At 43.5% G+C, this 15,082-nt stretch carries 13 protein-coding genes; 1 reads left to right on the top strand and 12 read right to left on the bottom strand.

From position 1 onward, the window contains the following. Positions 1–2: 2 nt before the first annotated feature. From H9626_RS01300 to H9626_RS01285, 5 genes are all read right to left on the bottom strand, one after another. A complete protein-coding gene (locus tag H9626_RS01300; RefSeq protein WP_130053966.1) occupies positions 3–1,091 on the bottom strand; it encodes an AAA family ATPase in 1,089 nt (362 codons plus the stop codon). Positions 1,092–1,259: 168 nt separating this feature from the next. Next, on the bottom strand, positions 1,260–4,538 hold the full coding sequence (locus tag H9626_RS01295) for a DNA primase (RefSeq protein ID WP_191709301.1): 3,279 nt from the start codon (positions 4,536–4,538) through the stop codon (positions 1,260–1,262). Beyond that, positions 4,535–4,738, bottom strand: a complete 204-nt coding sequence (locus H9626_RS14830; RefSeq protein ID WP_025892289.1) for a hypothetical protein — start codon at positions 4,736–4,738, stop codon at positions 4,535–4,537. Before H9626_RS14830 ends, H9626_RS01295 begins: the two co-directional genes overlap by 4 nt. A 195-nt stretch (positions 4,739–4,933) precedes the next feature. Then, entirely contained in the window at positions 4,934–5,248 is a 315-nt protein-coding gene (locus H9626_RS01290) for a hypothetical protein (protein WP_008157769.1), read from the bottom strand. A gap of 18 nt (positions 5,249–5,266) precedes the next feature. Further along, a complete protein-coding gene (locus tag H9626_RS01285; protein WP_005815678.1) occupies positions 5,267–5,458 on the bottom strand; it encodes a hypothetical protein in 192 nt (63 codons plus the stop codon). A gap of 144 nt (positions 5,459–5,602) precedes the next feature. Between H9626_RS01285 and H9626_RS01280 the strand changes: the two genes are divergently transcribed. After that, positions 5,603–6,055 (top strand): helix-turn-helix domain-containing protein, encoded by a 453-nt coding sequence (locus H9626_RS01280; protein WP_008157768.1) that lies wholly within the window; start codon positions 5,603–5,605, stop codon positions 6,053–6,055. 611 nt (positions 6,056–6,666) lie between these two features. Here H9626_RS01280 and H9626_RS01275 read toward each other — a convergent pair. From H9626_RS01275 to H9626_RS01245, 7 genes are all read right to left on the bottom strand, one after another. Then, positions 6,667–8,637 carry a beta-N-acetylhexosaminidase gene (locus tag H9626_RS01275; RefSeq protein WP_191709300.1) on the bottom strand — a complete coding sequence of 657 codons (1,971 nt, stop codon included), beginning with the start codon at positions 8,635–8,637 and terminating at the stop codon, positions 6,667–6,669. 110 nt (positions 8,638–8,747) lie between these two features. Next, a complete protein-coding gene (locus H9626_RS01270; RefSeq protein WP_191709299.1) occupies positions 8,748–9,446 on the bottom strand; it encodes a murein L,D-transpeptidase catalytic domain family protein in 699 nt (232 codons plus the stop codon). A gap of 302 nt (positions 9,447–9,748) precedes the next feature. Beyond that, positions 9,749–10,771: a L,D-transpeptidase gene (locus tag H9626_RS01265; RefSeq protein WP_191709298.1), complete on the bottom strand. Its 1,023-nt coding sequence runs from the start codon at positions 10,769–10,771 to the stop codon at positions 9,749–9,751. Between the two features lie 122 nt (positions 10,772–10,893). Continuing rightward, positions 10,894–11,502, bottom strand: coding sequence for an IMPACT family protein (locus tag H9626_RS01260; RefSeq protein ID WP_178256108.1), 609 nt, complete (start codon positions 11,500–11,502; stop codon positions 10,894–10,896). Positions 11,503–11,513: 11 nt separating this feature from the next. Then, the gene (locus H9626_RS01255; protein WP_191709297.1) at positions 11,514–12,419 is read right to left on the bottom strand and encodes a DMT family transporter; all 906 of its coding nucleotides are present in this window, start codon (positions 12,417–12,419) and stop codon (positions 11,514–11,516) included. Positions 12,420–12,795: 376 nt separating this feature from the next. Further along, on the bottom strand, positions 12,796–14,043 hold the full coding sequence (locus H9626_RS01250; RefSeq protein WP_191709296.1) for a DUF1015 domain-containing protein: 1,248 nt from the start codon (positions 14,041–14,043) through the stop codon (positions 12,796–12,798). A 109-nt stretch (positions 14,044–14,152) separates the two neighbouring features. After that, positions 14,153–15,076 carry an NAD(P)-dependent oxidoreductase gene (locus H9626_RS01245; protein WP_178256112.1) on the bottom strand — a complete coding sequence of 308 codons (924 nt, stop codon included), beginning with the start codon at positions 15,074–15,076 and terminating at the stop codon, positions 14,153–14,155. Positions 15,077–15,082: the final 6 nt, after the last annotated feature.

Raw genomic sequence — 15,082 nt, 5'->3', positions numbered from 1 at the left:
CATCAGAAATTATAAGGTACACCGCCAATAAGTCCTTTCATCCACATTTCTGAAAGCATCATGCGCTGTTCACCTGTCTGTTCTTTTGTCTGGATACGTTTAGCCTGCGTTTTTCCCTCATCGTTACGGGTCACAACGTATAATCGCTGACTACCGTCATTAAGGTTCAAGCCATCCAATATGGCCGGATTATGCGTTGTTATAAGTACCTGCTTACCATTCTTGACAGCCAATTCACAGATTTTCTTCATGAGAAACCTGCACAAACGGGGATTCAACCCATTTTCAATGTTGTCAATGGCAAAGAAGTCCGGGGTCTTCCTGCTGATAAAGAGTGTCAGATAAAACAATAATTCCAACGCACCTTCATTGGCATTCTCCGCAGAAAACAGATTGTTCTTTTTCTGCATAAACTTATCCCTGAAATAGAGATTGGATTTACTTCTTCCCAATTTATATCCCTGCATCTTATATATTTCCTCACTGTCAAAGAATATATCTTCAATCCAGGATATATAGTCTTTAGCTGATTCTTTTATCTGCATGATTTCTTCTTTGGGTATGTTGTTAAGAAGCACATCAAGACCTTCTCCATTCAAACCAAGAGGATATTGCAAGCTGTCTGAAGTCAATCCACGAAGTGCGTTGATTGACAGTGAATAAATAAGATACTTGGACAAATATTCCCTTAACTTATCTGTTTTTTCTACTGCTTCCTTAATGTTTCCACGTCTGGCTCCAGTTGACCAAGGAGCATTCCAAGTAGAATAAATATCCTCTGGAGCTAAATTGGTAACTGCATATTTTATACGTTCTCCTTCAGTCCCAGATATGTTTACATTAATGGTGCTGTTGGATGGCTGACCATAAAATGAACTTATCATCAAGTCCGGTTTCGCAATCCTAATGCCTTTCTGTATCATGGAATTTACTTCTATTTGGGCAGAACGCTCAGCTGCAACCATTGCTATAGCTTCAAGAATATTTGATTTACCGGAACCGTTAGCACCGATAAAAACATTGACATTACCTAAAGACAATGTCATATCTGTTATTGACTTGAAATTTTTTACAGTTATAGTTTCTATCATATTATCTGTTTTACAAAAAGCACCTAATTCCATATCAGGTCGTACATATAAGTACAAAGATACGGAAATTTCACTATAATAATGAATTAAAAAGCATATTTTTAGACACATAACATAACTTGTTAATCAGTATATTAATATAATAGTTCTCTTGATACAGCATAATAATCAGCGAAAATGTAATTCCTCCTGTTTAATTGGATGTTGTTGCTCAACAGGCATTTCCTCCTGTACCTCAGATACCACCTCAGTTTCAAGATCCAATCCGAAAGTCTCCTTCAACTGCAGATAATCAAAGCACAGTGCCTTTGGTCGGTTTACCTTTACCTTCTTAACCTGCTCGCCATTCACAATGTCGATGGTATAGTCAGGAAGTCCGCTTGGCAGAAGTATGGTGAATCTGTCCTGCTTCAGTCCCAGGTATGAAGCATGGGATTTCAGGTAGGACATGATGGTGGACCAGTTAGAGCGGTTGGAGGTGGAACATGCGTTCCGGCTGTTGAACAGTGATGCCACAGCTGCCGTGTTCAGATAGAGAATAGGACGTGCTTCCTTAAATTCTATATCTTCCTTTACGGACAACGGACGGAAGGATTTCATATACCTTATGCGGTAATGTGCCTTCTCGATACATTTCCCTGAAGTCTGGAATCCCTGAAGCATACTCCAGAAGTCCGCTATCTCTGAACTTTCCTGAGCCAGCTCATTCTGGTTGCGTATTCCTTTGACTGCTGTTTCAAAAAGCTCCGCATAACTGAAAGGCACGTCAATGACTGTCTCCAATGTTCTGAAAGTGGCCAGTGGAATAACCCAGTTGCCGAAGATACGGTCATGGATGGTTTCATTTTCCAGCTTTGCAGCCAGCTCACGCTTGGTGATGGAATATATTTCCGGGAAGTTCTTCTCAAACAGTTCCCGGTGCCCCAGTATCTCCAGGGTGAGGTGGGTAAGTCCCATGTTGCAGACTGATACAAGGTCTTCATAGGCTCTTTTCTCATTCTGGTTGAATGATGTCTTTGAAAAGGCAAGGAAGATGACACGGGTATAGAGTGCCATATCCTGTGTCGGCTTGTCCTGGCCGCAAAGGGCTACACCTGTTGTGACAATGGTCTGTGCTGCCATCCCGTCTGTATTCGTATTCTTCTTGGTCTGGCCGCCACCGCCCCAGAGCCCTTTCAGATAGGCTATCTTGCGTATGTCGAGGTCGTTCTTGTATTCATCAAGCACGGCAAGTGTATTGACGGCCTGTGATACACGGTCATTCATGGCCGGTACGGAAGTTACACCGAGATTGGGCGGATCAACTCCGTGCAGAAAGAAAGACTGGAGGGAAGTGGCCAGGGTTGTTTTACCGGTTCCTTTCTCACCGAAAAGGTTCAGAATGGGGAAGTGACGGGTGCGTCTGAATATAATGTCACGGAAGAGGGTGGCAAGAAGGTAACAGAAGGCTACGCTTGCATTCTCACCGAACACTTGCATTAGTCTGCCTACATAGTCATGCAGCTTTATCCCATTACGGTTCTCATGCACCATAAGTCTCTCAAACTGGAATATCTCCGGGTTGTTGAGATATATTTTTGAAGTGGCCGGTATATAGAAGGCCTTGCCGTTTATACTACGGACTATACCCAAATCATCAACGGCATTGAATGTACCTGCAAAAAATATTCCGTTACCGAAAGCGAAGAATCCTTCAGCCGCATTCCAACCGAGTTTTCTGATACGTTCTGCCGTATCGGTCTTTGAATACAGGTATTCCTTTACACGGTTGAGTTTGTCTATCTTGGCGAGCCATACATAATTGCCCAGTGAGCCGACCTTCTGCTGAAAGTTGCTCAGTGAGCAGAGTTCCGACTCTTTCAGTTCTATGACCCTGCATACATTGTACATATTCCTCATACGGAAGATTCTGGTTCCGTTTATCTCATCCTCGATATGGAATAGTGGTTCCATGATGAAGTTGGAGATTCTTGACGGTTCATCATCATCTTCACCGATGGAGTAGTAACAGTTTTCCCTGACGAACAGACCGAACTGACGCAGTAGTTCAGCTTCACGCTGCATCTCGTTCATAGCCGCAGGTTTGTCGTTCCTTCTCCTGGCTTCACCACGTGCCTGGGTAACGGCATCACGCCACAGCTTTACCTTGCCGTGCAGTCTGGAGAGCTGTTCTATGCACTGGTCATATACAAGCTGGTCTTTTATATAGCGCAACAGGTCTGCTATTTCAGCAACACACTTTCTTTCCTCTACCATGGAACCGGCTACCAGAAAGCGTTTCTGTGCCAACCAGATGATAAAATGCTTTTCCGGAAGTGAAGTGTAATCCTCCCTGCTGCGGATATAGCTGTCGGCATCATTCTTTGCATATTGTACTTCTCCTTCTGTCCCGGATGGTATTTCTGCAAAAGGAAGTTCCCTGACTGTTACATGGAATCCTTTTCTTATGGCTGCAGCTCCGTTGGTCATCACCGCCTCAAATCCCGGTCCGTATGGTTTGCCTTCCGCAATATCTGAATCTGGAATGAAACAGAGTGAAGATACATACTTCTTCAGCAGCTCGAACTGGCTGTCACTCCAGGCTGTTCCAAGTGACGCGACTGTATTGTCGTATCCAATTGACTGCATTCTAAGGACATCAGGAGCACCTTCCACAATGATATAATAGTCGGCATCACGCAGTCTGGCGGCACGGTCAATACCGAATACTGTTTCTCCCTTGGAGTAAATCATGCTTGTTGCCGAGTTGATATACTTGGGAGCTTTCCTGTTGTCTCCGATGTATCTGGCTGTATAGGCAATGATGCGTCCCCATCTGTTTCTCACGGGAATCATGATACGCTGTCGGAACATGGCGTATGTGTTTCCGTCCTCGCCACGCTTGAACATACCGAGTTCGTACAGCAGTTCTTCGTTCAGAGCCTTGCTTCTGCAGAAATCCATAAAGGCCTGGCCATCCTTCGGTGCATAGCCTATTCCGGCAAAGGCACAGAACTCCTCATGCCACCGACTGTATGCGTAGGCCCTGGCATCAAGGCTCTCTTCCTTGTCTGTTGCTCTTAAATTCTGCAGGAAGAAAGACTGTACTGTATCGAGAACTGTCAGAAGTGACTCCCGGTGCCTGGCTTCAGCCATCTGTTCCTCACTGCGCTCTTCACTGACGTATTCTACCGGAATATTATGGTTCCTGGCAATAAATTCCACGGCGGCACTGAAGGAAAGGTTTTCCTTTTCCATTATAAACGTAATGGAATCACCACCACGGTTACAGCTGAAACAGTGGAAGAGATTCTTGCCTGGGGTAACGGCAAAGGAACCGGTCTTCTCTGTATGAAAAGGACAAAGTCCCATCAGTGTTGAACCTTTTCTGGACAGTCTGACATAAGGACTGAGTACGTCTTCTATGGCAAGTTCCCTTACTTTCCGTATGGTTGTTTCGCTTATCATAACGTACTGAGCAGGTTCCAACAATCGATTATTGACTGGCCGGAGTATTTCGGACGGCTGACATTATTAGGATTAAGCGGTTGGATATATCCGTTATCTCTGTATTTTTTGAGTGTCTTGTTGCTGATACCGAGTTCAGCACAGGTGCGCTTGACTGAATAGACACCGTTTGGATCGCACGCTGGTCTGATTTCTTTCATTATTATAAAATCATTATGAATGTGCGATACAAATACCTGTCCGACTTTATTTTAAACTATAAGCTGGCGAACAAAGGTTACTGACGCACATTTCTGTACCTACTATAATTGTTTTCTTTATATTTCATAGAGTATCACGGCTAAATTAAACATATATAGTTTACCACTATTAAAATATTAGCCATAATATGTTTATCATTTGTCTTTTTTGACTGGTCTTTCAGTCTGTTTCGACTGACTTTCATCAAAATAGTCCTGGGTGGTACGCTGCAGGAGCCTGAGGTCTGCCGTGCGGTATTCCACCTTACCGGGTCTTTTATAGGAAACCACCTTTCCCTGACGTTTCCATCTTTCTACATTCCTGCGGCCAAACAGCTCGTATGCCTTCCTCTGGCTGATGAATTCAGGATCATCCTTGTCGGCTTTCAATTGCCTGACAATTCTGGAGGAGAGGTCATTCAGGAATGTTTCGTATGGTATAAGATGGTCCAGAAACTGTAATATCTTCATATAAACCTGATTTGGTTTCTATACTGTTCGTTTTACCGTGATGGTTTGGTTTTCTCTGTCAGTCCTGGTCTTAAACTGACGGTTATAGATGGCACCAAGCTCTGAAGCCTGTGTACGGACGCTTTTCAAACGTGAAATGGGAAATGAAACGGATTCACCTACTTCAAGGGCAACAAGTGCCGGACGGATTTTTTCTAAGTTTTCAGACATAATTGTTGGATGTTTAATATTTAATGTTTAACTTTGTATTCACCAAATGAATAGGTTACACTACAAAGTAACATAAAATGGTTTATATAACCAAATATTTGTTTGATGATTTATTGTTTAAGATATATTTATTGAAGGAATCGCATGGATAATGACATAAAACACGTGCATGTAGGTCAGGCTATCGACAAAAGACGCAACGAGCTTGGATTGAGCAAATCTGAGCTTGGGCGCAAAATAGGTGTACCGCAGCAGCACATAAACCGCATACTGGAAAGGGAGACAATGGAAACGAGCAGGCTTATTAAAGTCAGCGAAGCATTGGACTTCAATTTCTTTTCCCTTTTCTGTCCGAGACAGCATCATATATCGGCACACCTTGCAGCCGTTTCATTGGATGGAAATGCAAATAATCTGATAGGTGATGCAGAACTGGCCGTACAGTTATCCAGCGAAAAGAAAGAAACAGAGAACCTGAGGGAAACAATCAAGCTTCTGAAAGAGCAAATAGAGAGTCTGAACTCACAGATTCTACGTCTTGATTCAAACCTGAAGGATAAGGACGTGATTATTGAACTATTGAAAGATAGGAAATAAACAATACTGAAATTTAAATGAATGCGTCATCTCGTTACAGAGAGGTCAAATCATTCATCCTTAATATCTATTGCAACTGTTCCAAGCATTGTATCAAGATGCATACAGATTACATACACAAATATTGCATCTTATTGAAATACAGATATGTATTGGAGAGGCCCAAGCTGCGATAGAATAATAATGCTAAGAAAGTAGCAGCTTTAGAAAAAAGTCATACCAAAGCGCATACACTTCACATACACTGGCAATGTAACCTATTGGGGAATAATCGTATATGAAAGTGGCGCAGGCTGCTATTGAGGAAGCATAAAAGAAACCTAATTTACAGATAAATAAGGCGGATAAAACCTTTTAAACAGGTTTTGTCCGCCTATTTTTATTATGCGGTTTTACACGATTTTCGCGCAGAATAAACACGAATATTTACCAAATGTTTACCAAAATGGCAACATCAAATCTTGCGTCAAATCATTACTTAGAATAGGATTGATACGGCTTTTTCTTATTACCAATAAAGGGTGTCAAGTTTCAGATTAATAAACTGAATCTTGACACCCTCTCTTTGTTACTTCTCTTTTCTTTGAAATGCAACAAGAAGACAAGAAATGTTACTCTTTTTTATAATTATATATCTTCAAATTTGTAATCTTACTCTTAAAGTTTCCTGCCGTTTCCAATGGGAACACCAACGTGCGTATAAAATTATTTTTTTCTTCTATGCCGCCATTGAGATAACGTTTTTCAACATCCATCCGCTCAATCAGTTTATTATTGATAAATAACGAGGTAGAAACGTTGTCGCCCATTATTGTGACAGTGAATTTTTCTTTGGGGTAAGGGCGGAAATCAAATGTGTTCAAATATCCATCACGGGCAAAACCAAACATTCCTTTTATCGGATCTGAAAGGTAGAATACCGCATTAGGCGACCTGAATAATTCTGTTCCGAAATCTTCTTCCGATGCTTCCACATCAAATGTTACAGTATAATCATAGCCTATCTCAGGATAAGGGAGCTTGTCGCCTGCCTTCAGTTCTTCTTTTTCGTATACAATTCCCGGAGTATCCCCTATTCTCGCCAACTGATTTACGCCGGGAGCCTCGCTAAATGTTTTTCTATACGTATCAAACTCACTGAAAGGCAATGAAGGAGATGTATTCCATGTTTTCGTCGCTACCGTCTGAAGCGCAGGGAACACACGATGATGAATATCTTTTACAGAAACTCCGTTGCCAACAATATCATTCCACTCGGCAAACATACCGCCCACAATAGCCGGATCTTTCTCGTCGAAAACTACATCACCCACATGGGCAGGCGTCCATTCATCGTACAGGTTTTTGATATTCAAATAATCATAATAATAACCCGCCTGCGGAACAATGTAAGTCAACCCATCGGGAATACTGATTATCTTATATCCTTGTTCAACCATATCTTTCGGAGCAGCAAAACCATTGTACCATGTATACATTATTACATTCTCTGATTTTACAGGAGTCTTACCATTTGCATGGGTAAGCGCACCCCATACGCAGGCTTGCTTGCCAAAGCTCTCTATATACTTAATGTAATGGTCGGTATAAGCACGGAACTGTTCTACCACTTCTTTTTTCTTGTTAGAATACTCATCTGTACCGATATGTACTTTCGGGCCTTGAAATACGGGTTCTTCTCCTTCAAGGTATTCTTTGAAAAGCGCATCCATGAAAGTATACACTTCGGGATTCGACAGGTTCAGATGGTCCATTCCGTATTCCTCACTGCCCAATTCGGGTTTATAATGGGTAAACGGAAGCGAGTGTGCAGGAGAGTCTATTTCCGGAATAATTTCAACAAACTGAGCAGAAGCCTCTTTTTGGAAATCAATAAATTCTTTCTTGGTATAATAACCGTCGCGCGCGGTCAGACCGGGAAAAGTCTCACATTCTAACCTGAATGCCCCATAAGTACGATTCCAATCATTATTGAAATATTGCTTGAAACCATTGTTGTTTAATACGATATGAAGGAAGTTCATTTTATAATACGACATGATTTTAACAAGGTCGCGCAGATAGGACATTGGAATAAACTTACGTCCACAATCGATTACGAATCCACGGGTTCCGTAGTCCGGACAATCGCGCATATAGCCTTTAGGCAACTGCCTGTTATCTTCCTGTTCGCTGATTTGAAGCAACGTACGTGTAGCCCAATACGCTCCTGTGGTATTAAGAGCCGATATTTTCACCACATCCGTTACATTGATTTCGTATCCTTCCGTTCCCAGTTTTTTATTTTTTCCGTAGGCAAGTACAAAATCTCCCTTTTGCGGCTTTCCTTGAGCTACTTCAAGATACCGCCCGAACATCGTTTGATAATCTGCAGCAAACTGTTGGGCCACACCTTTCAGTGCATCGTTTTTATAAATAATACGCGAACTCTCACCGGGAATAAAAAATCCATCCGCTCCCTTCCATTCTTTCAATTCCGGAATAACAAACGGTTTGGTATTTTGGGCATATAAACCCACACACAGACTGAGCAAGAAAGCGGTAATCACCGCTTTGCAGTAACAAACGACATGTTTTTTCATCTTTCTAATATTAGTTGAGGTGACTATTATGATATTTATAATACAAAAGTAACATAAATATGGAAAGACAGACACATCAAGGACTATATTTTAGTCCATATTAAAAACAATCAAAGCAAATCGCGGGTTTCCAAGATTGTGCTGTGTGCCAAATAATCCGAAGCATCGGCGTAAATGTACATTACGCTGCCGCCTTTAATAGCATCGATTATCGGACGAGAAAGTTTGGGGGGAAGGGCGGGACAACCGAAACTCCTGCCCAAGCGTCCGCCGCGGGCTACTACCGAGGGGTCGGCGTATGCGGCTCCGTGGACTACGATGGCACGCTCGCGGGCACGGTCGTTTATCCCCTTCTCCAGTCCGTTCAAGATAAGAGAGTAGCCGTTCTTGCCTTGATAGGTCGACTCGGTGAGATAAAATCCTAAAGAACTTTTATAAGAGCCGTATTCGTTTGAGAAAGAAGTGGCGTAGTTATTGCCGCTGTTTTTTCCGTGAGATACGACTGAAGAGAAAAGTAATCGGTGCTTTTTCATGTCGAACACGTACAGACGCTCTTCGGTAGAGGGCTTCGAAAAATCAATCAGGGTAAGAATGTCGCGCTTGCGCTCTTCAATCTTTTCATATCCCGCCACCGCCTGACGGAAAGCCTTCCAGTTGACCACGCCTTCCAGTTGCATGGAGCGGTAAAGTTCTGCCACTTTATCGGTTTTGGCTTCAGCTATCACCTCGCTGCATACAGAGGGATGCCCTGTCAACAAACTTGTACAAGGAAGAAGTAAAAAGCATGTAGATAGTATGAATCGTCGCATAAACAGGCTAAATAAAGAACGGCGGCAAAGTTACGGAATATTCTTGATATAATATCAAGATTACTAAACAATTAACACTTTGTCATCGGAAAATATTTTTGCCGGAGTAGCAGAGAATCTCCCACCTCAAGATAAGGCTCGAAATTCTACCCATAGAACCAGTCAACACTATGGGTAGAAATGGTTAACGCATCCGCATGAAATGGATAACACTAACGGTAGCGTTTTTCGGGGTATAACGGAGGATATTTCCTGCCTTGTTTTCGGCGGAAGGAAAGGTTCAAACAGGTTCTGTGTAAGATTTATTCGATTACTACCACCAGCGAGTTTTCGGTAGGTGCCCAATCGAAAATAAACTTGGCATGAGACGTAGCATTCCGCACACACATGTGGGAACGCGGCGTGGTTCCGAGCGACCAACTGTATTCAATCATTGCCGTGCGCGGCACGTTTACCGGCACACCGTGAATGTATGCCCCGTTTGTAAAGCGGCTGGCGTAGGGAGCATATCCTCCCAGTGCTGAAGAACCGTCTTTCAGAAAAATCATGCGCTGCTTTTTTTCCTGAAGCAAAAACATACCCAACGGTGTTTCTTGGGCGTAGGGCGGTGCATGTCGTCCGGTAGTGGCAGGATTCATGCTGCGCACTTTCCACTCTTGATTTCCTGTCTGCTCTACCGTTGCGATATTCTGGTCTTGGCGGTCGACAAAAATGACATGCCGGAAAGCCGTCGTATCGGAAAGTTGTTTTACATAACGGCTCGGAACAAGGTATTCTTCCTCCATTGTCACAGGATAGACACGGTAGAATCCGCCAGTCTGCTCGATAACCTGCACCAGAAAACCGTCACGACCATAACGTTCGGGCACCAGCGTGTCCGTCGGAAGGTAAAGAGGCACAGACTGGTAGCGTTCCACGCCCAGCGTGTCGGACACGCGACGGTAAGCGTTACGCACAAACTCACGCACCACAGGGGCTTCCCCGTTACGATTTTTATAATTTTGGAAAACTCCCCAGCGGACATCCTCTTTGGCTTGCATGTTTTCGATAAAAGCCAGACACTGCCGCATCACGTCCCACTTGAACGAACGCACTGTATCTTGATACGGATAAACATCTTTTTCGGGAGTATAACGATCGAATATCAATTCTTTGGTTAGTGTAATATCGGCTGCCGTTAATACTTTTTCTTCTGCCGGCTGCTCTGCATAAGCCGTATCAACCGGCTCAACATCCTGCCCCACTGCAAGAGTTTCGTCTAATGCTTGGTTGTGGCATCCCGCCATCAACAACATTCCTATCACCCAAAGAATCAAACCTCTCATAAAACCTCGCTTTAAGGTTGCTATCGCAAATATACTGAATTTATTATATAAAAACAAATAATCCGTACACTTGTTCGGCGGAAGTCTGATTCATCCGTCACAGGCTATGCAAATAAAAAATATCAGACAGATGTATCTTCGGGAAAGCGTAAGGTTTCTACTTTTTCGAGACGGGAACGAAGGCGAGGCATTTGTGATTTCCGGATGCGCAAGGTCATGATGCAATCCATATCGTACGATTGTTCCATGATTTCGGGCGACTCTTCTTTTACGATACGCATCACGTCGTTCATAAACGGATATTCAAACGCAACGGTAACTTCGTCATCTACCGTTTTTTCAATAACCGTAGCCTCAGCCAATGCTTGGGAAGCTGCTGTACGATATGCCACAATCAATCCGCTTGTACCTAATTTGATTCCTCCGAAATAACGCACTACAATAACCAGCACATCAGTCAGCTCATGCGAGTTTATTTGCCCCAAAATGGGTTTTCCTGCCGTGCCCGAAGGCTCTCCGTTGTCGTTGGCACGGAAGTCTTTGCGCTCCGGACCTAACATGTAAGCGTAACAAACGTGACGTGCATCGTAATACTTTTTCTGATATTGTTCTAACAAGTTTTTTATTTCTGCTACCGAACGCACCGGAATGGCAATCGCAATAAACTTGCTTCGTTTTTCGGTGAAAACAGATTCTGATATACCGGATATGGTTTTATATGTATCGTCCACAAGTTGAAGAATTAATGATGAAAAATACGAATACGAATCGTTTTTACCAACGATTTACCCACAATAATCAGCGTAACAGCCGACAACACCAGAATAATGCCTAAAACGATACGCGGAGTAAGTGGTTCTCCGAATATCATCACACCGAAAAACAATGCCGTAATCGGTTCTAATGCGCCCAATATGGCAGTAGGCGTAGACCCCACGTAATGAACAGCCTTAGCCATTGTTACCAACGAAATAACGGTGGGAAACAATGCCAGCGCTATGGGATTCAACCAAAGCAAAGGTTCATGGATAGGACTCAACGAGGCACCAAACTTCAGGCGTACAAAGAAAACACTCGCCCCGAATACCAATGCGTAGAAAGTTAATTTAGAGGTAGGCATATCACGCAACACGGAGCGGTTGACACCTATTATATAAAGCGCATAAGTCAAAGAGGAAATAAGAACAAGCACCGTACCCACGAAACTTAACGTTTCACCGTCTCCTTTATACAGCAACGAGATTCCGAAAAACGCTAAGGCGATAGACAATATGGTTATCATAGAAAGTTTCTCTTTAAAGAAAACAGCCATGATGACAGCTACCAACACCGGATAGATAAACAAGATGGTAGAAGCAATACCCGCTGCCATGTAATTATAGCTGATAAAAAGTGCGAGCGAAGAAAAAGCCATCAGCATTCCCATCACAAACAGCGGAAGCACCTCTTTCCGCCGAAGCGCAAAAGACTGTTTTTGCAGTTTCATCAAAATGCCTAACATGACTACCGCCAGTCCGTAACGATAGAACAATACAGAATCAGGAGTTAATCCCGCTTTATAAAGCGGAAGTGTAAACAAAGGATTCAGCCCGTAACTGGCTGCCGCGATAGCTCCATACGCATATCCTTTAACCGTTGTATTCATCATTCTCTGTCAACTTTACCAAATTAGCGTGCAAAGGTAATGTTTTTTCTTTTTCTGACGAATGGTATTTATAAGGATTTCACGGAGTTAATTTCATTTTAATAAATATTGAGAACCTGCTTAAATTTTCCGATTAAGTATTTTATCCGCCCTTTTTTGAGTTTGTTTCCGGTCTGTTTCCCCGTTTTCACTCGTCAGATAGCCCGCTATCATCCTCGTAAGAACCGAAAAACATCCTCGAAAACAATTCTCAAACTGAGGCAGAGCAAAATCTAAACAAACTCTTAAATGCGGATTACAATGGAGTTACTAACATAAAATCAATCCCTGTAATCCGCACTCAAAATGAAAGTCTGTTTACATTCTGCTTTCCACAAAACTATTCAAGTTTATGAATAACCAGACCTGAACGGAGCTTCGGCTCAAACCATGTAGTCTTGGGAGGCATGATATTACCTGTATCGGCAATGTCCATCAGTTGCTTCATCGATACCGGATAAAGCGCCAACGCCATTTTCATCTCGCCACTGTCAACCCGTTTCTTCAGTTCACCCAATCCGCGTATACCGCCTACAAAGTCGATGCGTTTGTCGGAGCGTAAATCTTTTATACCCAATACCTTGTCTAAAATAAGGTTTGAAGAAATCGTCACGTCAAGTACACCTATCGGGTCGTTATCGTCGTATGTTCCCGGCTTAGCTGTCAAACTATACCATTTACCGTCAACGTACAGTGAGAAGTTATGCAAGGCTGCGGGTTTGTAAACTTCCGTACCTTTTTCCTCTACGATGAAATGTTCCGACAATGCCTGCAAGAACTGTTCGGGAGTCAAGCCATTCAAGTCTTTTACTACCCGGTTATAGTCAATGATGGTCAGTTGGTTGGCAGGGAAACATACCGCCATGAAGTAATTATACTCCTCGTCGCCCTTGTGGTTAGGATTCTGCGTAGCCTTCTCCGCTCCCACCAACGCTGCCGCCGCGCTGCGGTGATGTCCGTCGGCAATATACATGGCAGGCATCTTTTCAAATGCAGCAGTGATGGCATCGATATCCGAATCTTCATCAATTACCCAGAACGTATGTCCGAATCCATCTCCCGGAGCCACAAAATCGTATTCCGGTTTGCGAGCGACGTATTTCGCCACAATCGCATCAAGTTCGGCATTTTCCGGATACGCAAAAAACACCGGTTCGATGTTTGCATTATTTACACGCACGTGTTTCATGCGGTCTTCCTCCTTATCGCGGCGGGTAAGTTCATGTTTCTTTATCGCCCCGTTCATATAGTCGGGCACATAAGCTCCTACCACCAACCCGTATTGCGTTTTGCCATTCATGGTTTGGGCATAGACGTAATAACATGGTTTTTCATCCTGTACCAGCCAGCCTTTTTCCTGAAACATCCGAAAGTTCTCCGCCGCTTTCTCATACACACGCGGGTCATGCTCATCCGTTCCTTCGGGAAAATCGATTTCAGGTTTAATGATGTGATAAAGCGATTTCTCGTTTCCGGCTGCTTCTTCACGCGCCTCGGCAGAGTTGAGTACGTCGTACGGGCGTGAAGCCACTTGTTCAATCAAGTCTTTAGGAGGACGAATGCCCTTGAAAGGTTTTATTTTTACCATAATCTTAAATCTGAGGTTAATATCATTAGTTACGACTTCCTTATAAACAATGTAGGGGCGGGTTATCTTCCCTCCCCTACATGCTATAACGGGAAAACCGGTTTCCAAATCATTTCTTGTTTACCCTGAACCGTTCGCATCCGTCTTTCAGGAATCCTACAATCTGCTTGGCGGCTGCGATGCCGGCATTGATGTTTGCCTCGGCAGTCTGTGCCCCCATTTTTTTCGGAGTAGAGAAGTAACGTCCCGGACATTGTTCTGCAAACTCGGCATGATGAACCGGCATGATGTCTGTTACGTATTTCAAATCCGGACGGTCATGCATCAGGCGGAGCAAATCGGCTTCATTGATAACTTCTTTACGCGCCGTGTTTACCAGCAGTCCGTTTTTCGGCATCCGGTTCACCAGCTCATAGTTGATGGAGTTTTTTGTTTCGGCAGTAGCCGGAATGTGAAGCGATACTACGTTACATTTTTCATACAGTTCCTCTGCCGTATTTACGGGGATGATACCATCTGCTTCCATTGCTTCTTTCGGACAATAAGCATCGTAAGCGTAAATTTCCATACCGATACCTTTGGCGATGCGAGCTACGTTCCGTCCTACGTTTCCGTAAGCATGGATACCCAACTTCTTACCCATCAGTTCCGTACCCGACTTGCCGTCGTAGAAATTACGGACAGCCATAATCATCAGTCCGAATGCCAGTTCTGCCACGGCGTTCGAGTTTTGTCCCGGAGTATTCATCACGCATACACCGTGGGCGGTAGCGGCTTCCAAATCCACGTTATCGTAACCGGCCCCGGCACGAACCACTATCTTCAGTTCTTTGGCTGCGTCGAGCACTTCATTGTCGATGATGTCACTCCGGATGATAATCGCATTCGCGTCTTTTACCGCATCCAGCAACTGTGCCTTGTCCGTATATTTTTCCAACAAAGCCAATTCATAGCCCGCAGCTTCTATTTCTTTACGAATGCCGTCTACCGCAATTTTGGCAAACGGTTTCTCGGTTGCTATTAAAACTTTCATACGCCC

This window comes from Phocaeicola faecium, assembly GCF_014837055.1.
GTDB lineage: Bacteria > Bacteroidota > Bacteroidia > Bacteroidales > Bacteroidaceae > Phocaeicola > Phocaeicola gallinarum.
This window is presented reverse-complemented; position numbering and strand designations above follow the sequence as displayed.

What these genes read in the sequence shown, in the direction of transcription:
- H9626_RS01300 (WP_130053966.1), bottom strand. Translation starts at nt 1,091, where the DNA reads ATGATAGAAACTATAACTGTAAAAAATTTCAAGTCAATAACAGATATG.
- H9626_RS01295 (WP_191709301.1), bottom strand. Translation starts at nt 4,538, where the DNA reads ATGATAAGCGAAACAACCATACGGAAAGTAAGGGAACTTGCCATAGAA.
- H9626_RS14830 (WP_025892289.1), bottom strand. Translation starts at nt 4,738, where the DNA reads ATGAAAGAAATCAGACCAGCGTGCGATCCAAACGGTGTCTATTCAGTC.
- H9626_RS01290 (WP_008157769.1), bottom strand. Translation starts at nt 5,248, where the DNA reads ATGAAGATATTACAGTTTCTGGACCATCTTATACCATACGAAACATTC.
- H9626_RS01285 (WP_005815678.1), bottom strand. Translation starts at nt 5,458, where the DNA reads ATGTCTGAAAACTTAGAAAAAATCCGTCCGGCACTTGTTGCCCTTGAA.
- H9626_RS01280 (WP_008157768.1), top strand. Translation starts at nt 5,603, where the DNA reads ATGGATAATGACATAAAACACGTGCATGTAGGTCAGGCTATCGACAAA.
- H9626_RS01275 (WP_191709300.1), bottom strand. Translation starts at nt 8,637, where the DNA reads ATGAAAAAACATGTCGTTTGTTACTGCAAAGCGGTGATTACCGCTTTC.
- H9626_RS01270 (WP_191709299.1), bottom strand. Translation starts at nt 9,446, where the DNA reads ATGCGACGATTCATACTATCTACATGCTTTTTACTTCTTCCTTGTACA.
- H9626_RS01265 (WP_191709298.1), bottom strand. Translation starts at nt 10,771, where the DNA reads ATGAGAGGTTTGATTCTTTGGGTGATAGGAATGTTGTTGATGGCGGGA.
- H9626_RS01255 (WP_191709297.1), bottom strand. Translation starts at nt 12,419, where the DNA reads ATGATGAATACAACGGTTAAAGGATATGCGTATGGAGCTATCGCGGCA.
- H9626_RS01250 (WP_191709296.1), bottom strand. Translation starts at nt 14,043, where the DNA reads ATGGTAAAAATAAAACCTTTCAAGGGCATTCGTCCTCCTAAAGACTTG.
- H9626_RS01245 (WP_178256112.1), bottom strand. Translation starts at nt 15,076, where the DNA reads ATGAAAGTTTTAATAGCAACCGAGAAACCGTTTGCCAAAATTGCGGTA.